Below are 19,212 nucleotides of genomic sequence, written 5' to 3'. Positions count from 1 at the left end.
GTACGCCGTACACCTACCGTGCCTGACAGAGGTGTACGGCGTACACCCGCCGTGCCGAAAGGCATCTGCTGTGGGCTCCTCGGCCATCGATGCCGCAAACGAGGGGGCGACTCGATGAAGGCGATCGTGCAGGAGCGGTTCGGCCCGCCGGACATCCTGGAGTTGGTGGACACCGACCGGCCCGAGATCTCGGCCGACCAGGTGTCGGTACGGGTACGCGCCGCCGCGCTGAACCCCTACGACTGGCACATGCTGCGCGGCGATCCCTATGTGGCGCGGCTGATGGGGGGCGTGGGGCTGACGCGGCCGAAGTGCCGGGTGGCCGGCATCGACGTCGCCGGACAGGTCGAGTCGGTCGGCGCCGACGTACGAGGCCTCCGGCCGGGCGACGAGGTACTGGGCTTCTGCCACGGCTCCTTCGCCGAGTACGCGCGCACCACCGCGGATCTCCTGGTCCCCAAGCCTGCGGGCCTGACCTTCGAGCAGGCCGCGGCGGTGCCGATGGCGGCGGTGACCGCCCTGCGTGGCATCCGGACCGTGGGCCGGGTGCGGGCGGGACAGCGGGTGCTGGTCAACGGAGCCGCCGGCGGTGTCGGGACGTTCGCCGTGCAGATCGCGGTGGCCCTGGACGCGGAGGTCACAGGGGTGTGCAGCACCGCCAACGTCGATCTGGTGCGCTCACTCGGCGCCGCGCACATCGTCGACCGCACCCGGGAGGACTTCACGGAAGGACGCGAGCGCTACGACGTGATCCTGGACAACGTCGGCAACCATCCGCTGACCCGGCTGCGCCGGGCCCTCACCCCGACAGGCACACTCGTGGCCAACGGCGGCGGCTCGCCCGGCCGGGCGTTCGGTGCGGTGGGTTCCATGCTCCGGGTGATCGCGGTCAACGGGTTCGTCGGGCAACAGCTCCGCACGATCCTCCCGTCGGCCCCGGCCGGACCGACCCGGGAGGACCTGCTCGCCGTCACCGCGCTCATCGAGGCGGGCAGGCTCACCCCGGTGATCGGCCGGACCTACACCCTGGCCGACACGGCCGAGGGCGTGCGGCACCTGGAACGGGGACATGCGCGCGGCAAAGCCGTGATCACGGTGCCGTGACGAGAAGTCAGAACGGGCGCGTTCGGCCGCCTCCGCGCAGCCCACCGTGCCGAGGCAGAGAAGGACGTGCCGCTCGGCGATCTCCGCAGCGCCGAGAGGGCCGTCGCCCGGTACCAGTTGGCCACCCCCTGACCCATGATCAGAACGGCCCGGACCGCGTCGGCCGGGATGGGCGTGCTGAACACCCCCTGGGCGATGCCCGACCGCACGGTGCGGACGATGGAGATTCAGGCGGCGGCAGGTCAGCAGATCTGCCGTGGTGCCGCTCTCGAGCTCACTCTCGTCGGCGACTTGAGGGCGTCGCTGGAGACTATGGGGAGATGGGCCCGCTGCCCACGGCGCCCGCCGAGCTGACGCTGCGCCTCACCATGGCCTTGATCAGGTGCTGATCGTGCCGACCCGCATGACGTCCTCCGTCCCGCCGCCACCCCGGTTACGGAACGGGCGGGCGGCGAAGAGGACAGCGAGGCAACGCTCCATGGCCATAAGCCGTCTCGTCAACCGAGATGGCGCTGAGTCGGTGCCCATCAGGAACGGAGCAAATCGTGTTGATCGGCTTGCTGACAGCCGTTGCGGCATCCGTCTGTTACGGCACAGGATCAGTCCTGCAAGCCATCGGGTCCCGCAGATCCGCGCGGAGCGGTGCGGCCACCACTGCCAGCACCCAGTACGGGGGGCCCAGCCTCTCCTCCACCGCGAAGGCCGCGATGACCTGGGAATTCGTCGTCGGTACCGTCCTGGACTTCGTGGGCTTCGCACTGGGGGCACTGGCTGCTCGGCTACTGCCGCTGTTCCTCTCGCAAACCGTGATCAGCGCCAACCTGATCATCACCGCCGTGCTGAGCGTCAGGCTCCTCCGTATCCGGCTGACTCGCGCCGAGTGGACGTCCATCGGCGTGGTCTGCGTGGCGCTCGTTCTGCTCGCGACGGCGGCGGGGGAGGAGGGCGGTGGACACGGCGTCCCGATCGCCACGCACTGGTGGCTCCTGGCGATCTCGCTTGCTCTGATGGTGGGCGGCACGCTCGCGGTACGCCTCCTCGGTCCCCGCGCCGCGATCCTTGCCGGACTGCTGTCCGGACTCGGTTTCGGCGCGCTCGGCGTGGGCGTCCGTGTCCTGAACGGCGTCACCCCCTTCGATCCGGCCGCCGTGCTGACGGATCCCGCCCTGTACGCGATCGTGACGGCCGGCGTAGGTGGGATGTACCTGCATACCGTCGCCTTGCAGATCGGTTCGGTCAACGGGGCCACGGCGGCCCTGGTCGTCGGCGAGACCGTGTTGCCCGGCGCAATCGGCGTGCTGTGGCTCGGCGACGCCTCACGGGCTGGTCTCGCCTGGATGGCGATGCTCGGCTTCGTCCTGGCGGTGGCAGGCGCGGTCGCGGTGGCATGGTTCGGCGGGCCTGCGGCGCATGTGGAGGAGCAGCCTCAGCAGGCGGCAGAACTGACTCCCACGCGCTGAACACCCGACTCAGGCCGGCGGTACGGCCCGTGAGGATCTGACCCATGCGGAGTGGGATCGACTCGGCGTACTCACGCTCACCTGGGTAGCCGCGCCGAGGCGGAGCACATCGTCCCCCGCCTAGCCTTCGACCATGAGTTCCGCACACCAGATCGACCCGTTGGAAGAAGAGGCTCGCCCGCAGTTGACCGGCGCGTGGTCACTCATGCTGGGCAGCATGGCTGTCGTGGCCATCGGCTGCCCCGTGCTTCCGGAGTCGGTCCCGAACCAGCTCCGCTACTTCCCTGTCTACTTCGTCCTGCCCCTGGGGGTTTGGGCGGTTGTCTCAGGAGCCATCGCCCTGCGACGCATGCGCGGCGACGAGGGAGCCTGCCGCAACCGGGCGGGGGCCGGGGTCACCCTCGGCACGGTGGCCATCGTGACGGCTGTGGTCACCATCGTCCGGGCGGTCTGGGCGCTGATCAACATCTGAGCGGGAAGGCCGGCTCGTGAGGCGGGGAATCGTCATCACCCGCCGAATGCAGGCTGTGCCACCAGTGACCGCATCCGCCGGAGCAGAAGCGTTCGCGGCGCCGTTCGTCCGCGACCGCGAGTACTGCGACCAGCAGCCGGAACGCCTTGCGGCGTTCGTCGGCAGGGGTGAGGCCGGCGATCTTCCCCAGTTGCTGGTCGATCGGGCCACAGGTGATCAGAACCGCAGGCGTGTGCGTTGGGCGCAGCCCGGCACGGCGGATGCTCTCCGGTCCGTCTTCGGTGACGGCGCGGGCCTGCATGCAGTGATGGCGCAGGAACAGGAGTAACTCGGCCTGCTCCCGCGGGCCGTGTATGTCGAACCACTCGATGCCCTGTGACATCGGGCGCAGGCCCTGGGCGAGTTCGTTGAGGATGACGTCTCGTTCGGTCATGACTGTTGGCGCCCATGATTCAGCGGTGCGAAGGCCTCAGCGGTCTCGTCGACGAAAGCGCAGAGTTGCTGCATGGCCTGCTGGTAGTTCTGCGGGTCGAGGGCCGCCACGACCCGGGCTTCGAGCCACCGGTCCCAGGGGCCTCCCGGGGCAATGAACCGCGATGCGGACTCGGAGCCGAGCACCCCATCGAGATACAGGAGCGTCCCGAGGACGATTGGCTGGTCGTAGGCGAGGTCGGGACGTGACAAGTAGTGATCAAGGTAGGCGCTGAGCAGTTCGGCATCCGCCGCAGTGCCGAACTTCGCAAGGGCGACACAGTACGCCGCGCCCGCATACGGCCCTCCGCTGGCCAGCAGAAGCCGGCCGATCAGGTCGCGGAACTCGGTCCTGTGGGCCACGGCTACCAGCCAGGCGGCAGTCTTGCGCTCGCGCCAGCCACCCTCAAAGAGGATGCCGAGCTCCGCGGGAGTGATCTCGTAGGCGGCCTGAGCCAGATCCCGCACAAACGCGGAGCGCTCGACCGGGCCTAGCCGGTGAACGCTCCCACCCAACCGACTGTATCGCCGATCAGGTGTGACGAACCGCCGAACCAAAACCTGCAACTCGGGATCGCTCCGGACATCACGCATGACCGCATCCTGACCCAGGGCGGTGCCGATCTGCCACAGGTTTGCCGACTGCCTCGGCCGAAGGACGGTCACTGGTTCAGACCAACCCCGACCACCTGAAGAACCTCATCGACCGCACCGACGTCGTGCCCGCGGTCAACCAGGTCGAGTTGCACCCGTACTTCATCCAGTCCGAGGTACGCGAGGCGAACGCCCGGCACGGCATAGTCACCCAGTCCTGGTCGCCCATCGGCGGGGTGAACGTCTACAGGGCCGGCGACCCCCACGCGGTCAAGAACCCTCTCCAGGACCCCGGCCGTCACCGAACTCGCCGCGAAGTACAGCAAGACCCCGGCCCAGGTCATCCTTCGCCGGCACCTCGAACACGGCCTCTCGGTCATCCCGAAGTCCGTCAAGCCACACCGCATCGCGGAGAACATCGGTCCTCTTCGACTTCGCGCTCACACTCGACGACGTGGCCGCCCTCGACGCACTGGACACCGGAGTACGCGGCGGCCCGACCCCGACAACCTTGGCCGGCGAAATTCGAGGGCCGTGGGTGGCGGACGCCAGTACTGCGGTTCGACCGCATCCTGCGCCTCGGCCTCGGCACGGTCTTGTCCCGGATCCGTCTGTGAGGACTGGTCATGGGCGGCCATGTCGAGGCGGATCGCCCGTCGGCCGCCCCACCTGGCTGCGCCGGCAGGCCGAGATGAGCCTGCGCCGTTTCCGCGTGGAGCGGATCGACCTGTCCCAGCTGCACCGCATCGACCCCGACACCCCGTTCGAGGACCAGATCGGCGAGCTGAAGAAGCTCCGGGACGAGAGCAGGATCCGCCACATCCGCTCAGCGAGGTCACCGTCGCGCAGACCTGAGCAGCGCAGGCGATCGCGCCGATCGTCTAGCCGTGACAGCAGGTCAGGAAGCCGTGCTCAGGAGGGTTCTGCGGATCACGGCCCGGGTCATGGCTGGGCTGCTTTCGCCGGTGGATTCTGAGGTGTTCGACGAGGGCCTGACCGAGTGGGGGAGAGAACTGCGATCGACGAGGTCAGGCGGTCGTACCGGTGACGGTGCCGCCCGTCTTGATGACGTGGTACGTCGCCGAGGCGCCGCTCCAGAAGTGGAAGGTGAGCGTCACCCTGGAGTCGTCCTTCAGCGAGGTGAAGAAGTCGGAGGTCAGTTTGATCGAGTCTCCGGTGTACGCCGTGAAGGCGGTGTCCCACTGCTGGTACGAAGTCCAGCTCGCCGGGCCCGCGTTGCTCCCGTCGTCGTACCTGGCCTCCATGGTCGCGAGCATGTCCCCGCGGAACCGGGTGGGGATGCTCAGGCCGTCGGTGCTGCCCGAGGCGCTCGACAGGACCGGGGCGTCGTAGGTGATCACATCGATGCGCCACGGGACCCCTCGGGAGAACCGGGCTTCCAGCGTTGCACCGACCCCGTACGTCCGGTCGCCTGCCAACTCGGTGAGAGCGGCGGCCGTCAGCGTGAGCTGGTCGCCGGAAACGGTGTAGTCCTTGCCCCGTAGAAGGTTGCGGGAGCCGCGCCGCAGGCCCTGGAAGTCGGTGCCGTGGGGGTTGAGCGTGAGTACCTGGCTCGTGACGGCACTCGACTTCGGGAGGAACACCGTGTCGCTGGAGGCGGTTCCCGACCGTGTGGTCCAGCTCGACTTGATCTGGGCGAACAGCTCTGGGTCCCGCCATTGCAGCGTGTTGCGGTTCAGGAACTGACCGGCGTCCCACAGCATGGTGGTGAGCTTGTGTCGGCGGGCGTAGTCGCCCAGGAACTCGAAGTACTTGCGCACCTCACCCCGTTCGATGATGCCGGGACGGTTGTGGTCGTAGGCGAGCAGGGCGTACTCCCCGATGACGACCGGGATGCCCCGCTCGACGAAGGCGTCGTACACGCGGTCGAAGGTGCTGGTGAGGTCCTGCTCGGAGGTGGTGTCGAACTTGGTGTAGCCGGCGATGTTCACGCTGAACGGCCACCAGCCGTAGAAGTGGATCGTCGTGGCGACCATGGGATCGCGCAGGGAGGTCAGTTCGGTGGCCAGTGCGTCGAGCCGACCCTGGTCGGCGTTCGTGTACAGGGTCGGCAGCACGAGCAGGCGGGCGGCGTTCCTGCCACCGGACTCCCGCACGATCCGATGGAACACGCGGTTGAGCTCGGCCAGCAGCCGGTAGTTCTCGTCGTCACCCGAAGTGCCACTGAACGTAGGCTCGTTGATGCTCTCGAACACGAGCCTCGATGGTTCGTCGCGGAACTCGGCCGCGATCTGCGTCCAGGTGGCGCTGAAGCGGGCGAGCACGGTGTCGTGATCCGTCGAGAGGTTGTTGACCCACATCCAGGAGTCGTGGTGCATGTTGAGCAGCACGTACAGGTCTTCGTCCAGGGCCCATTCGACGACTTGCCGCACCTTCGCCATCCAGGCCGAATCGATCCTGTGGTCGGGCGCCGCGCCCTGGTGGATGCCCCAGGTGACGGGCAGACGGATGCTCTTGAACCCCTGCGACTTGACCTTCTTCAGGAGCGCCCTGGTCACAGGCGGGTTGCCCCAGGATGTCTCGTCGGGGATGGCGTCGTAGGTGTTGCCGAGGTTCCAGCCGGGCTGCATGGCCGCCACCGCACTGCGGGCGGCCGGAGCGCTCGGGGGAGGTAAGGGCGGATCGTCGGCCTGTGCTGTGGCGGGCACCAGTGGCAGCAGGACAATCGCCAGCAGGAGTGCCGTCAGTCTCCGTCGCGGCCGTGACGACTGGCGTCGTCGTGGGAGGAATCGTGCCGGTCTCCTCGTCATCACGTGCACCTTCCGGTTGGTGGGCGGCGCAGGCCCCGACGGGTCCCTGCCGGACGCGCTCGACACGTGGGGGCCGGCTCGGGCCGACCGAGATGTGACTTGGTGAAGGAAACTTTCTCTCTATGCGGCGGAGAAATTAACATGAAGATGCGCTAGGGGCCACAGGTTCGGCGGCAAGAGATGCCAGAATGGCCGGGCACACCCACGCGACGCTGTTCAACCGGCTCCCCGTCCGGCCTCCGCCGGGTGCGAGCGGTTCGATGATCGGGAAGGCGACCTTGGCGGACTACGCAGCTGACGGGCCGGCGGACGGAGACGGCGGCCAGGGCGACATGTCCCGGCCGGTCACCATCGCGTTCATCGCCGAGTCGGCGGGGGTCTCCGTGCCGACCGTGTCCAAGGTGATCAACGGAAAGTCGGGGGTCTCCGCGGACACACGCGCGCGGGTCGAGGCGCTGGTCAACGAGTTCGGCTACCGCAAGCCCACGGGTGCCAACCGGAACAATGTCGTGGAACTCGTGTTCCGCGAGCTCAAGCACATGTGGGCGGTCGAGATCATCCGGGGCGTCGAGCGGGTGGCCCGCCGGCATCGGGTCGGCCTCATGGTCTCCGAGTTCGGGCTGCACGACACTGCCGAACCCACCTGGGACGACACCGTCTCCCGGCGTCCCAACTGCGTCCTGTCCGTGGCTCAGCTCTCCGAGGCCGAGCGGGAGCAACTGAAGGCGAAAGGTATCCCGTTCGTCGTCTTCGACCCGGCCACGGAACTGCCGGACGACGTCCCGTTCGTGGGCGCCACCAACTGGTCCGGCGGCCGGGCCGCGACCCGCCACCTCACCGAACTCGGGCACCGCCGCATCGCCATGATCAGCGGCCCTCAGGACCAGCTGTACTGCTGCGCCCGGCTGGATGGCTACCGTTCCGCGCTCCAGGCCGCCGGCCTGCCGGTCGATCCGGAACTTGTCGCGTACGCGCCGCTCACCAGCGAGGACGGCTGCGTGGCCGCGCGCTCTCTGCTGGCCCTGGCCGAGCGTCCGACAGCGATCTTCGCGGCCAACGACCTCCAGGCGCTCGGTGTCTATCAGGCGGCGCGCGAGGCCGGCCTGCGCATTCCCGACGACCTGAGCGTCGTCGGTTTCGACGACCTGCCGGTGGTCGCCTGGGTGGATCCGCCCCTGACCACCGTCCATCAGCCTCTGACCGAGATGGCCGCAGCCGCGACCGAACTGGCACTCACGCTCGGTCGCGGCGAGGAGGCACCCCAGGTCGGGCTGGAGATCGCGACGACCCTGACGGTCCGGGCGAGCACGGCTCCGCCCAAGAGCTGACTTCGTCAGGCCGATCTGTCCTTTCACCAGCCGCGTCGGCGCCCTCGGTCGGCGGCGCGGCGGCTGAGGCTGCCCTGGCGCGTTCGGTGCGGCCGGTGCGTTCCCGGTGAGGAGAGGCTCGCACGCCATTGACCACTGGGGCGGCCATCACTAATCTCCCGCTGGAAACTTTCTTTCCACAACGCACGAAACTTTCGCACCTCGCAAGCATCCGTCGGAACCCGCTCGCGCGCAGGCTGTGCTGCCCGGCTCGACTCCACCCGCCTCGGTCGTCATTCCGTAGGAGGAAATCATGCGGAGATTGATCCACAGGTACCGTGCCCGACTGGCCGGGCCGGCCGCTGCCGTGTCCCTGGCCGAGGCGGGGGCCGGGGCCGGCATGGCAGCCCCGCCTGGTCCGCTACCCGGGCGGCAGCTACGCCGACGGCTACCGCTGGCAGACCCACACCGTCGAGGGCGGCCACGTCGCGCCCAACACGGAGTTCGACGCCTACATGGGCACAGCGCGGGCCGCCGGGCCACAGCCGATCATCACCGCCGACCACGGCTCGGGCGCCCCGAAGAGGCGGCGGCCTGGGGGCGGTATGCCAATGTGACCAAGCGCTACGGGGTGAAGTACTGGGAGATCGGCAGCGAGTTCTACGGCAATGGCCTCTACGGCGCCACGTGGGAAACCGACCACCACGCCAGTAGGACCGCCACGACGTACGCGACCCACCTCGTCCAGTACGCCACGTGGCTCCGCGCGACGAGCAGCGCGACCCGCCAGACCGTGCCCCCGTACTCGATCGTGGTCGTCCTGCTTCGCTCCGCACGCTGACCGGCGATCCCCGTTTCTCCGGTGTCCCCATGCGTGGCACACCGGCGCACCATCACACCAGTGAAAGGACTCAATGAGGGTGTCGAGCATCCCCGAGAAGGGCAACACCATCAACAATCCGGTGATCCCGGGCTTTCATCCCGACCCGTCCGTGTGCCGGGCGGGCGGGGACTACTACCTGGTCTGCTCCAGCTTCGAATACTTCCCCGGTGTGCCCATCTTCCACAGCCGGGACCTGGTGCACTGGGCCCAGATCGGGAACGCCCTCGACCGGCCGAGTCAGCTGCGCCTGCCGCTCGACACGCCTTCTTCCGGCGGGATCTACGCCCCCACCCTGCGCCACCACGACGGCCGATTCTGGCTGATCGTCACCAACGTCAGCGGGGACGGCAACCTGCTGTTCACCGCCACCGACCCGGCCGGCCCCTGGTCCGATCCCGTCCGACTGCCCGGAGTGCACGGCATCGACCCGGACCTCGCCTGGGACGACGACGGCAACTGCTGGTGCACCACCGCCGGAGTCGGACAGATCCGCATCGATCCCCACACCGGGGAGACGTTCGGCCCGCCGCGCCGGCTCTGGTCCGGCAGCCCCGGCGCCAAGGCCCCGGAAGCACCGCACCTCTACCGGATCGGCGACTACTGGTACCTGCTCATCGCCGAAGGCGGCACCGAGCGCTGCCACAGCGTCTCGATCGCCCGATCCCGTACGCCCACGGGCCCGTTCGAACCCTGCCCCGCCAACCCGATCCTGACCCACCGGGGCACCGACCACCCCATCCAGAACACCGGCCATGCGGACCTGGTCCAGGCGCCCGACGACTCGTGGTGGATGGTCCTGCTCGGCGTGCGGCCGGGCGGTGGTACGCCGGGGTGGCACGTACTCGGCCGGGAGACGTTCCTGGTGCCGGTCGACTGGGTCGACGGCTGGCCGGTCGTCGGCGAGCTGTCGTCCTCCATGCCCGCACCCTCCTGGCCGCTGCACCCGCCTGTGGTCGTGCCCGACCGGGACGACTTCGAGCTGAGTGAACTGGCCCCGCACTGGATTTCGTTGCGGCACCGCACTCCGGAGGTCTGCACCACAAAGGAACGCCCCGGCCGGCTCACTCTCCAGGCCCGTGGTGGATCGCTCGACGACACCGACGTCACGTTCGTCGGCCGGCGGCAGCAGCATCTGTCCTGCCGGGCGCGAACCCTGATCGATGCGGCGGACGGTCGCGGTGGCCTGGCTGTCCGCCTGGACGAGCAGCATCACTACGAGATCGAGGCCTCGCCCGGCGAGGTGCGGGTGCGGGCCCGTATCGGTCCGTCGAACACCGTGGTCGCGTCCCGGTCGACGCCTCCCGGGCCTGTGGTTCTCCGCATCGAGGTGGCCGCCGTCCACGCGGTGAACGATGCGCGCACCGGCCCGGACACCGTCACGATCGGCATCGAGGAGCCGGACGGCACCTTCGTCGAACTTGCGTCACTGGACGGTCGGTACCTCTCCACGGAGGTCGCCGGCGGCTTCACCGGTCGGGTGATCGGCATGTTCGCCGTCGCCGGCTCCGTCCACTTCGACTGGTTCGACTACCGGCCGGCCGATCGCTGAAGCGGCCGGCACACGACCGGCGGCGAAACCGCCCCGGGCTTGACGGGCGCAGGGTCCGCCCGTCAAGCCGGAGGCAGTCAGGTCGGCATCGCTGGTCTTGGGGGAGAGACAGCCGTACTCCACCCGTCGGCTGTGCGACTGCTGCACCGTCGGTGCTCGCGAGACAGTCGCAACCGCTCAGTCGCTCATGGCCTCGCGGACGAGGGCGGTGTCGACGAACTGCTCGAAGCGCACGATGAGTCCGCCGCGTACGACGAAGTGATGTGCGACGCGGACGTCGATCGACTTGCCGGTGGCCTTGTTGGAAGCGGTGTAGCGGGCGAGGACGACGACGTTCTCGCCGTCGACGACGTAGGTGTCGTCGTGAGCCGTCCAGCCCTCCCAGTCCTGCCCGAGCTTCTCCATGACGTTGGAGGTCACGCCGTGGGGGGTGCGGAAGGTGCCGGCCAGGGGGAAGCCGGCCATCTCCGTCCACTCCACGTCGGGGGCGAGAGTGGCGCGCAGGGCTTCCAGGTCGCCGGCCGCGGAGGCCAGGTACTGGCGCCGTACGACGTCGGCGGGGGAGGTGGAGGTCGCGAACTCGGCCATGGTCAGCCCCACTTCATCTCGCCCTTGGCGACCTTCGCCCCGATCTGGGCGGCGATCAGCATGCCGTTGTCGGGGTAGCGCTTGACGAGCGCGTCGGTCAGGGCGGCGCCGTCGGCGGCCTTGGTGAGCTCCTCCTCGAAGGCGAGGAGGTAGTCACGGGTGGCGGTGATGGCGGAGGCGTCGGCCGGGGTGCCCGGCAGGCGGTGGCCGGGCACAACCAACTCCGGCTGGAGGGCGGCCATTTCGTCCAGCAGGTCGATCCAGGTGGCGCGGTCGCCGGGGGTGGGGGTGTCGGCCACCCAGACGTGCTCCTGTTGGAAGAGCAGGACGCCGCCGAGGAGGGCGCGGTGCTCGGCCTGCCACAGGTAGTGGCGGTCGGGCAGGCCGGCCGCGCCACCCTTGAGCTCGAAGCGGTGGCCCTCCAGGGTGAGCTCGCCGGTCAGCGGCTTCAGGTCGACCAGGCGTGTGGGCAGGTTCGGGCCGAGGGCCTCCCAGGCCTTCAGCTTGCCCGCGTAGGAGTGCTGGATGTGCTCGATGACGATCGGGGTGGCGACGAAGACCGCGTCCGGGAAGGCGTCCGCGATCACCTCGGCGCCGAAGTAGAAGTCGGGGTCTGCGTGGCTGACGAAGACGGTGGTCAGCTTCTTGCCCGAGTCGAGGATCTCGGCGGCCAGGCGGTGGCCGTCGGCGCGGGTGAAGGCGGCGTCGACCAGCAGTGCCTCGTTCTCGCCGGTGACCAGGGTGGCGGTCTTGTTCTTGCTGCCGGCGGGGAAGTCCAGGTCGAGGACCTTGAAGGAGAGGGTGGTCATCATTGACTCCTTGTGGGGAGAGGGCGTGGGGACGGGGAGGTTCAGGGGATACGAAGGGCCGAAAGCTGTCGGTCGACCTGGTCGGCGGTGGCATGGCCGTGGGCCAGCGGAGTGACCGAGTCGCCGTCGACGGCCAGCAGGGTGGGGAAGCCGGTGACACCGAGCGAGGCGGCCCGGTGGAAGTCGGCGCCCGCCGCCACCCGCACCGCGGATCCCTCGAAGGTGGCGACGACGGCGTCGGCGTCCAGCCCGGCCTCGTTGGCGAGCGTCCGGTAGGTCGCCGGGTCGGAGAGGCTGAGGCCGTCGACGTAGAAGGCCCGCTGGAGCGCCGCAGCCAGCTCCGCCGCACGGGCCGGAGCGGCCTGGCGCAGGGCGGCGACACCGCGCGCGGCGGCCTCCGAGTCCATCACGAACGAGCCGTCGGCGATCAGCCGCTCGTACGCCTCGCCGAACGCGGCGCCGGTCAGCTCGGCGATCTTGGCGTTCGCGCCCTGGACGTAGCCGAACTCGCGGATCGGCACCCGGCGCGACCCGGTGAACAGGCCGCCGGAGACGACCTCGACGGGCAGTTCGGGATGACGGGAGACGACCTCGCTCAGTGTTCCGGAGAACCCGTGCGACCAGCCGCAGTAGGCGTCGAAGACGTAGACGAGCTTCATCGAGGACCTCGGCAGAGGAGTGGCGCCCGCCGGTTGCGAGCGATTCACCTGACGAAACAGTAACTGACGCGTCAGGTATTTCCGGATGCTTGTGAGGTGGGACACACGGGCGGAACTGAGATCACCACATCAGCGCCGCCCGTGGTCCGCAGACCAGGCCAGGCCAGGCCAGGCAAGGCCAGGCCAGGCCAGGTCAGGGCAGGCGGGGCAGCAGGTCGCGAGCCGTGTGGCTGAGGATCCGGAGATCCTCCGCGAACCGCTTCCGGTCCGCCGCGGGCAGCGGGTCCACGAGGTACCGCTTGATGTTCTCCAGGTGGACCCTGGACGCCCGTACGGCCGTCTCCTCGCCCAGCGCGGTCAGCCGCACCAGCCGCCCGCGCCGGTCGTCCGGATCCTCCGCGCGCTCGACCAGCCCGGCCGCCTCCATGCGGTCCACCAGCCGGGTGGCGCCGCCCGTCGTCAGTACCTGCTCCTGGGCGACGGCCCGCATGGAGAGTCCGGGCTCGCCCGCCCGGCCCAGGATCAGCAGCACCTCGAATATCAGATGGCTGATACCGCACTCCACCTCGAGCGCCCGGCCGAGGATGTACTCCAGCCGGTTGGCGGCGCCCTGTAGCCGACCGAACGCCAGGATGAGTTCGTGGTTCGCGGCATCCTTCGCCGTCGTGATCTCCGTCTGCTCGCCCACGGTCGCGCCGCCCCTCTGGTCGTCCCGGTACCACCGTACCGATCATGCCTTGGAAGGCCGGTGCGACCACGGACACAGCCGATACGCCCGCGCGTGCAGCCCGAGCCGGCCGGGTGCGGGCTCGCCCTTGACCTCGCCGAAGTGCAGGGCCAAGGTCTGCTGCCAGCGCTCGACCGCTGCAAGGTCGGCCATGAAGCGGAGGGAAGCCGGAAGCTGTCCACGTGGGCGTCGGGGCAGTCCCGGAGCGGCTTCGGATTCGCCGGCGGAGTGATGTCCGTGCGGACGGAGCAACCGTTGAAGGATCCGTTCTGCGTCTCCGCCGACAGTTGCCGGTTGAGGAAGAGCTTGGCGGCCGTGGAGTTCTTGGCCTGCTCGAGGATCGCGGTGCGTCGGCCCCAGCCCGTGAACGGGGGCCCGGCGCCGATGGCGAACGTGACGGGAGGTCCAGCCTTGGCGAGGCCTCTCCGATCGAACCGGGCTCCGACCCCGACCGGAAGACGGAGGACAACAGTCAGACGGCGCTGCTCTGGGTCCTCAAGCTCGGCTTCTACGAGACGGAGGCCCAGCGCCGCACGCTCGTCGGTCATCTCGCCGACAACATCGGCAACGACGAGGCCTACAAGGCCGCGCATCCGGACAGCATCCGGGTCCGGTATGCCGAGAACACGCTGTCCGTCGGCTTTCTCGGCGTCAACGTCCTCGCCCCCGTCCTCACGGACGAGGGCCGCGCGGACCTGGCGTACAGGCTGCTGCACCAGGACGCGATGCCAGCCTGGCTGTTCTCGGTGAAGAACGGTGCCACCACCGTCTGGGAGCGCTGGAACTCGTACTCCGAGGACGACGGCTTCGGGCCGGTCGGCATGAACTCCTTCAGCCACTACGCCTACGGCGCGATCATGGAGTGGATGTACGCGTACATGGCCGGCATCGCCCGCGACCCGGACAGCCCCGGCTTCAAGCACTTCGTCCTGCAACCCCACGTCGATCCCACCGGCAGGATCACGCGGGTGGCGGCTTCGTACGAGTCGCCGTACGGCGAGATCAGAAGCGAGTGGGAGGTCGGCGACGGAGGCCGGACCCTCGTGTACGAGCTGGTCGTGCCCGCGAACAGTGAGGCGACCCAGCGTCTGCCCGCTGTTTCGGCCGATGCCGTCCGCGAAGGACGGACCCCGCTGGCCCGCGTGGACGGGGTGCGATTCCTCGGCCACGCGGAGGGGGTGTCCTCGTACCGGATTCCGTCCGGCCGGTACCACCTGACCACCCGGCTGCACTGAGCAGCCGGCGCCATCCAGACGAATCGACAGAGCGCTTTTGGCATGACTTGGCATGGACAGCAGGACGGAGGTTCGTGCGCCCCCGGCCCCCGGAATCCTGCGGAGGACTCGTCGGCACCGCGGCGCAAGGCCGTTGAGGATCAGCGGTCATGCGGGGGAAGAAGCCATTGACGGTGTCGTCCGGTGATGGATGAGCCCCGTGCTCCAGGCCAAGGGCATACCCGAGCCCTGATGTGTGTGGGCGACGATCTCCGCCGCGATGGAGATGGCCGTCTCCTCGGGGGTGTGGGCGCCGAGGTCGAGGCCGATCGGGGAGCGCAGGCGGGCCAGGTGCTCCTCCGGTACGTCGGCCTCCCGCAGCAGGTCGAGACGACGCGCGTGGGTGCGGCGCGAGCCCATCGCGCCCACGTAGCCAACGGGCAGGCTCAGGGCCAGGCGCAGCAGGGGGATGTCGAACTTGGCGTCGTGCGTGAGGACGCACACGGCGGTACGGGCATCCACCTCGGTGGCGGCGAGGTAGCGGTGCGGCCAGGCGGCCACGACGTCGTCGGCGTGCGGGAAGCGGGCGGAGGTGGCGAACACGGGGCGGGCGTCGCACACCGTGACCCGGTAGCCGAGGAAGCGGCCGACCTCGCTGAGCGCGCCGGCGAAGTCGACGGCGCCGAAGATCAGCATTCGGGGGCGGGAGGCGTGGGTGTGGACGAGGACGGACAGCCGCTCCGGGCAGGTGGTCGCTTCCCCGCCGACCTCGACCCGGCCTGTGCGGCCCGCGCGCAGCAGTGCTCGAGCCTGTCCCGCCACCGACTGCTCCCACCGCTCGCCGCCGCCCATGGCCGAGTCGTGCGTACTGCCGTCGCCGGCGACGCTCAGGGTGCGGCCGAGGAGTTCCTCGGGTCCGTCGATGATCTGGGCCACGGCGGTGGGTCGGCCGGACGTCACGTCGTCGAGGGCGGCGGTCAGGTGCGGGCGTTCGGTGGGGTCGAACCGCTGCACCAGGACGTCGAGTTCGCCGCCGCAGGTCAGGCCCACGGCGAAGGCGTCGTCGTCGGAGTAGCCGAACCGAGCCCGGGTCGGTGGTTCACCCGACGTGAGTACCTGTTGGCACAGTTCGTAGACGGCGCCCTCCACACATCCTCCGGACACACTGCCGACCGCGTTGCCGTCGGTGTCCACGGCGAGAGCGGTGCCGATGGGCAGTGGTGCGCTGCCGCTGACCTGGACGACGGTGGCGAGGGCGAAGGGCCGGGCCTCGCGGCACCAGGTGTGCAGCGTGTCCGCGATGTTCAGCATGGGTGGGGTCTCCAGGAAGGGCGCCGGACTTCGGGGTCCGGGCAGCGGTGTGGCGTGCACCGCTGCCCAGGGCTGCGCTCAGAGCAGGGACTCGGCGGTGATGGGCAGGTCGCGCACCCGTCGGCCCGTGGCGTGGAAGACGGCGTTGGCGATGGCGGGCGCCACACCGACCAGGACGACCTCGCCGAGGCCCTTGACGCCGAGGGGGTCGGCCTCGTCGTCGCGGCCGTCGACGTAGATCGCCTTCAGGTCGCGGACGTCGGCGTTGACGGGGACCAGGTAGTCGGCCAGGTTCGCGTTGACGATCCGGCCGTCGCGGTGGTCGGTGACCGTGTGCTCCAGCAGGGCCATGCCGATACCGCCGACCATGGCGCCGATGGCCTGGCTGTCGGCCAGCTTGGGGCTGATGATCCGGCCCGCGTCGAAGACGCCGAGCATCCGCCGCACCCGGACCAGGCCCAGGCGGGCGTCCACACCGACCTCGGCGAAGACTGCCCCGTAGGCGTACATCGAGGACCGGGACCGGCCTGGGGTCCAGGAGCCCGTCGCCTCCAGGTACGCGCGCTTGTTGCGGGTGAGGAGTTGCCGGTACGTCTCGCCGCGTGCGGAGTCGTCCTTCACGTGCAGCCGGCCGCCCCGTACGACGATGTCCGCGGCGTCGGCGCCGTACAGCGGCGAGTCCTCGTCCTCCACGGCGAGCTTGATCGCTTGCTGTCGCAGTTTGTCGCAGCCGTCCTGGACGGTGGATCCGACGCTGGCCATGGTCAGCGAGCCGCCGTGGAGCGGGGCCGTGGGCATGTCCGTGTCGCCGAGCCGGAAAGTCACGTTACGGACCGCGAGGCCCAGGGCGTCGGCGGCGACCTGCGTCATGGACGTGTAGGTTCCCGGTCCCATGTCGCTGGTCGAGGACTCCACCAGGGCGGTGCCGTCGGCGTCCAGCCGCACGCCGGCCTGGCCGGGGGCCCGCAGGGTGTCGTAGAGCGCGGTGGCCATGCCGGTACCGATCAGCCAGTCGCCTTCGCGGGTGGAGCGGGGCTTGGGATTGCGGCGGTTCCAGCCGAACTCGTGGGCGCCGACGGTGTAGCACTCGCGCAGCCGCCTGGTGGAGAACGGCCGCCCGCTCGACTGGTCGTTCTCGGGTTCGTTGCGTCGCCGCAGCTCGATCGGGTCGATGCCGAGCTCGTGGGCGAGCTCGTCCATCGCACTCTCGATGGGGAAGGCGGCGGTCGAGTAGCCCGGGCCGCGCATCGGGGTCGGCGTGTTCACGTCCAGCGGCACCGTCCGGTACGTCTGGCTGACGTTGGGCGTGGTGTACAGCATCTGCCCCGGGGAGAGGACGCCGCGTTCCGCGAACGTCTCGTAACGGGACGTCTCGGCGCGCAGGTCGTGGGTCATGGCCGTCAGCCGCCCGCGACGGTCGCTGCCCAGACGTACCTGGTACTCGTAAGCCGGCCGGAAGCCCACCCCGAAGTACAACTGCCGGCGCGTCAGGACCAGCTTGACCGGGCGGCCCGCCTCGCGGGCGGCGAGGGCCGCGACGGTGATGTGCGGCCACGCACGGGCGGCGTTGCCGAACGCGCCGCCGACGAACGGGGAGATGACGCGGATGTTCTCCGTCGGAATGCCGAAGTTGGCGGCGACTTCGTCCCGCGGGCTCTGCACCCACTGGGTCTTGTCCCACAGCGTGAGCCGGTCGCCGTCCCATTGCGCGACGGTGGCGTGGAGCTCCATCGCGTTGTGGTGGTTCCGGGCGGTCCGGTACGTCATATCGAGCCGTACGGGGGCGGACCGCAGGGCCGCCTCGGCGTCGCCGCGCCCGTAGGTCACGGGCTCACCCGTGGCCGGGGCGTCGGCCAGGGCGGTGGCGGGCTGCTCGGTGTCGTAGTCGATCTTCACCAGGCTCGCCGCGTGCTGGGCGGCCTCCAAGGTGGTGGCCACGACGACGGCGACCGGCTGGCCGTGGAAGCGGATCTGGTCGTCCTGGAAGACGCGCAGCCGCTCACCCGGAAGGTTCAGTGACCCCGGATTGGGCCCGTAGGGCAGCTTGGGGGCATTGCGGTGGTGGATCACCTTCAGTACGCCCGGCTGGGCTTCGGCGGCGCGGGTGTCGATACCGGTGATCCGGCCTCGGCCCACGCTGCTGTCGACCACGACCGCGTGCACGACCCCCTCCGGCACGGGGGTCCCCCCGCGCGAGGTTGTTCGAGCGTGGGGGAGATCGGCGGCGTACTGCGCCTGACCGGTGACCTTCAGGCGCCCGTCCACCCGGGAGAGCGGAGCACCGACGGCTGCCTGCGGCTGGGGGCTCATGCGGTGTCTCCTACGATGCGCAGCTGGCGTTCGACGGTGCGTTTGAGCAGCTCGACCTTGAACCGGTTGTGGGCCAGCGGGCGGGCGCCGTCCGCGGCGTGTGCGGCGGCCTCGGCCCAGAGCCGGTCCGAAGGGCGTTCGCCGACGAGGGCTTCTTCGACGGCGGGCAGCTTCCAGGGCACAGTGCCCACGCCGCCGGCGGCGACCTTCGCCTCCCGGATCACCCCGCCACGGATGTGCAGCGCGACCGCAGCCGAGGTCAGCGCGAACTCGTACGACTGCCGGTCACGGACCTTCAGGTAACCGGACTTGAGTGGACGGGGAAGGGCCGGGATCTCCACCGCGGTGAGCAACTCGCCCTTTCGCAGGGCTTGTTCCCGGTTCGGGGTGTTGCCCGGCTTGAGCAGGAAGTCGGCGAAGGGGACGGTGCGCTCGCCGTGCGGGCCGAGCAGGCGCACCCGCGCCTCCAGTGCCGCGAACGCGACGGCGACGTCGGAGGGGTGGGTGGCCACACAGGAGCCGGAGGCGCCGAGGATGGCGTGGCTGCGGTTGAAACCCTCCAGTGCGGCGCACCCCGAACCGGGCTCACGCTTGTTGCAGACGGCGGTCACGTCACGGAAGTACGTGCACCGGGTGCGCTGCATGATGTTGCCGCCGGTCGTGGCCATGTTGCGCAACTGCGCCGAGGCGCTCAGCTCCAGCGCTTGTGAGACGACCGGATAGGTGGTGCGCACCTTGCGGTGAGCGGCGGCCTCGCTCATGGTCACCAGTGCGCCGATGCGCAGCCCGCCGCGCTCGGTGACGGTGACCTCGTCCAACGGCAGGCCGCTGATGTCGACGAGGGTCTCCGGGCGTTCGACGGTCTCGCGCATCAGGTCGACCAGGGTGGTCCCGCCGGCGATGTAGCGGCCACCGCGCCGGCCGGCCTCGAGAGCCTCACGGGTACTGGGCGCCTTGACGAAGGAGAAGGGATACATCGGCAC

Annotated in this window: 20 protein-coding genes and 1 pseudogene; 9 read left to right on the top strand and 12 right to left on the bottom strand. The window is 69.7% G+C overall.

Annotated features, from left to right (window positions below; translation table 11 throughout):
* Positions 1-114 precede the first annotated feature (114 nt).
* From G9272_RS01900 to G9272_RS01890, 3 genes are all read left to right on the top strand, one after another.
* The gene (locus G9272_RS01900; protein WP_171394875.1) at positions 115-1,104 is read left to right on the top strand and encodes an NAD(P)-dependent alcohol dehydrogenase; all 990 of its coding nucleotides are present in this window, start codon (positions 115-117) and stop codon (positions 1,102-1,104) included.
* A 545-nt stretch (positions 1,105-1,649) separates the two neighbouring features.
* A complete protein-coding gene (locus tag G9272_RS01895; protein WP_171401791.1) occupies positions 1,650-2,564 on the top strand; it encodes a hypothetical protein in 915 nt (304 codons plus the stop codon).
* Between the two features lie 133 nt (positions 2,565-2,697).
* Positions 2,698-3,036, top strand: a complete 339-nt coding sequence (locus G9272_RS01890) for a hypothetical protein (RefSeq protein ID WP_253267666.1) — start codon at positions 2,698-2,700, stop codon at positions 3,034-3,036.
* On the opposite strand, the gene G9272_RS01885 is transcribed toward G9272_RS01890, so the two are convergent.
* From G9272_RS01885 to G9272_RS01875, 3 genes are all read right to left on the bottom strand, one after another.
* The gene (locus G9272_RS01885) at positions 3,026-3,469 is read right to left on the bottom strand and encodes a DUF5958 family protein (protein WP_171394874.1); all 444 of its coding nucleotides are present in this window, start codon (positions 3,467-3,469) and stop codon (positions 3,026-3,028) included. The two genes, G9272_RS01890 and G9272_RS01885, sit on opposite strands and share 11 nt — an antisense overlap.
* Positions 3,466-4,101 (bottom strand): DUF6000 family protein, encoded by a 636-nt coding sequence (locus G9272_RS01880; RefSeq protein WP_171394873.1) that lies wholly within the window; start codon positions 4,099-4,101, stop codon positions 3,466-3,468. The genes G9272_RS01885 and G9272_RS01880 overlap by 4 nt, the downstream gene beginning before the upstream one ends.
* 68 nt (positions 4,102-4,169) lie before the next feature.
* Complete coding sequence (locus G9272_RS01875; protein WP_171394872.1) at positions 4,170-4,445, bottom strand: hypothetical protein; 276 nt, start codon at positions 4,443-4,445, stop codon at positions 4,170-4,172.
* Positions 4,446-4,792: 347 nt separating this feature from the next.
* Here G9272_RS01875 and G9272_RS46345 point away from each other — a divergent pair, with 347 nt between their 5' ends.
* Complete coding sequence (locus G9272_RS46345) at positions 4,793-5,077, top strand: aldo/keto reductase (RefSeq protein ID WP_171394871.1); 285 nt, start codon at positions 4,793-4,795, stop codon at positions 5,075-5,077.
* Positions 5,078-5,129: 52 nt separating this feature from the next.
* Here G9272_RS46345 and G9272_RS01865 read toward each other — a convergent pair whose 3' ends face one another.
* Positions 5,130-6,872 (bottom strand): cellulase family glycosylhydrolase, encoded by a 1,743-nt coding sequence (locus G9272_RS01865; protein WP_171394870.1) that lies wholly within the window; start codon positions 6,870-6,872, stop codon positions 5,130-5,132.
* Positions 6,873-7,132: 260 nt separating this feature from the next.
* On the opposite strand from G9272_RS01865, the gene G9272_RS01860 reads away from it, so the two are divergent.
* The 4 genes from G9272_RS01860 (at position 7,133) to G9272_RS01845 (ending at position 10,611) form a co-directional block, all read left to right on the top strand.
* Positions 7,133-8,200, top strand: coding sequence for a LacI family DNA-binding transcriptional regulator (locus G9272_RS01860; protein ID WP_171401789.1), 1,068 nt, complete (start codon positions 7,133-7,135; stop codon positions 8,198-8,200).
* Positions 8,201-8,517: 317 nt separating this feature from the next.
* On the top strand, positions 8,518-8,796 hold the full coding sequence (locus G9272_RS01855; protein ID WP_171394869.1) for a hypothetical protein: 279 nt from the start codon (positions 8,518-8,520) through the stop codon (positions 8,794-8,796).
* Positions 8,793-9,020, top strand: a complete 228-nt coding sequence (locus G9272_RS01850) for a hypothetical protein (RefSeq protein WP_171394868.1) — start codon at positions 8,793-8,795, stop codon at positions 9,018-9,020. The genes G9272_RS01855 and G9272_RS01850 overlap by 4 nt, the downstream gene beginning before the upstream one ends.
* Before the next feature lie 73 nt (positions 9,021-9,093).
* The gene (locus G9272_RS01845) at positions 9,094-10,611 is read left to right on the top strand and encodes a glycoside hydrolase family 43 protein (protein ID WP_171394867.1); all 1,518 of its coding nucleotides are present in this window, start codon (positions 9,094-9,096) and stop codon (positions 10,609-10,611) included.
* Between the two features lie 177 nt (positions 10,612-10,788).
* On the opposite strand, the gene G9272_RS01840 is transcribed toward G9272_RS01845, so the two are convergent.
* The 5 genes from G9272_RS01840 to G9272_RS46340 form a co-directional block, all read right to left on the bottom strand.
* Positions 10,789-11,199, bottom strand: coding sequence for a nuclear transport factor 2 family protein (locus G9272_RS01840; RefSeq protein ID WP_171394866.1), 411 nt, complete (start codon positions 11,197-11,199; stop codon positions 10,789-10,791).
* 2 nt (positions 11,200-11,201) lie between these two features.
* Positions 11,202-12,008, bottom strand: coding sequence for an MBL fold metallo-hydrolase (locus G9272_RS01835; RefSeq protein WP_171394865.1), 807 nt, complete (start codon positions 12,006-12,008; stop codon positions 11,202-11,204).
* 41 nt (positions 12,009-12,049) lie between these two features.
* On the bottom strand, positions 12,050-12,667 hold the full coding sequence (locus G9272_RS01830) for a DsbA family protein (protein ID WP_171394864.1): 618 nt from the start codon (positions 12,665-12,667) through the stop codon (positions 12,050-12,052).
* Positions 12,668-12,860: 193 nt separating this feature from the next.
* The gene (locus tag G9272_RS01825) at positions 12,861-13,355 is read right to left on the bottom strand and encodes a MarR family winged helix-turn-helix transcriptional regulator (protein ID WP_171394863.1); all 495 of its coding nucleotides are present in this window, start codon (positions 13,353-13,355) and stop codon (positions 12,861-12,863) included.
* Positions 13,356-13,397: 42 nt separating this feature from the next.
* Positions 13,398-13,547 carry a hypothetical protein gene (locus G9272_RS46340; RefSeq protein WP_216377792.1) on the bottom strand — a complete coding sequence of 50 codons (150 nt, stop codon included), beginning with the start codon at positions 13,545-13,547 and terminating at the stop codon, positions 13,398-13,400.
* A gap of 248 nt (positions 13,548-13,795) precedes the next feature.
* On the opposite strand from G9272_RS46340, the pseudogene G9272_RS01815 reads away from it, so the two are divergent.
* Positions 13,796-14,629 (top strand): annotated as a pseudogene (locus tag G9272_RS01815) (alpha-L-rhamnosidase C-terminal domain-containing protein); the annotation flags it as partial.
* Positions 14,630-14,776: 147 nt separating this feature from the next.
* On the opposite strand, the gene G9272_RS01810 reads toward G9272_RS01815, so the two are convergent.
* The 3 genes from G9272_RS01810 to G9272_RS01800 all read right to left on the bottom strand — a co-directional run bounded on the left by G9272_RS01810 (position 14,777) and on the right by G9272_RS01800 (position 19,206).
* Entirely contained in the window at positions 14,777-15,919 is a 1,143-nt protein-coding gene (locus G9272_RS01810) for an XdhC family protein (protein WP_171394862.1), read from the bottom strand.
* 78 nt (positions 15,920-15,997) lie between these two features.
* The gene (locus tag G9272_RS01805) at positions 15,998-18,229 is read right to left on the bottom strand and encodes a xanthine dehydrogenase family protein molybdopterin-binding subunit (protein ID WP_171394861.1); all 2,232 of its coding nucleotides are present in this window, start codon (positions 18,227-18,229) and stop codon (positions 15,998-16,000) included.
* A complete protein-coding gene (locus tag G9272_RS01800; protein ID WP_171394860.1) occupies positions 18,226-19,206 on the bottom strand; it encodes an FAD binding domain-containing protein in 981 nt (326 codons plus the stop codon). The genes G9272_RS01805 and G9272_RS01800 overlap by 4 nt, the downstream gene beginning before the upstream one ends.
* Positions 19,207-19,212 lie beyond the last annotated feature (6 nt).

This window comes from Streptomyces asoensis, assembly GCF_013085465.1.
Taxonomy (GTDB): domain Bacteria; phylum Actinomycetota; class Actinomycetes; order Streptomycetales; family Streptomycetaceae; genus Streptomyces; species Streptomyces cacaoi_A.
Note: the sequence above shows the minus strand (reverse complement) of the source record. Positions and strands in the feature narration are given on the sequence as shown.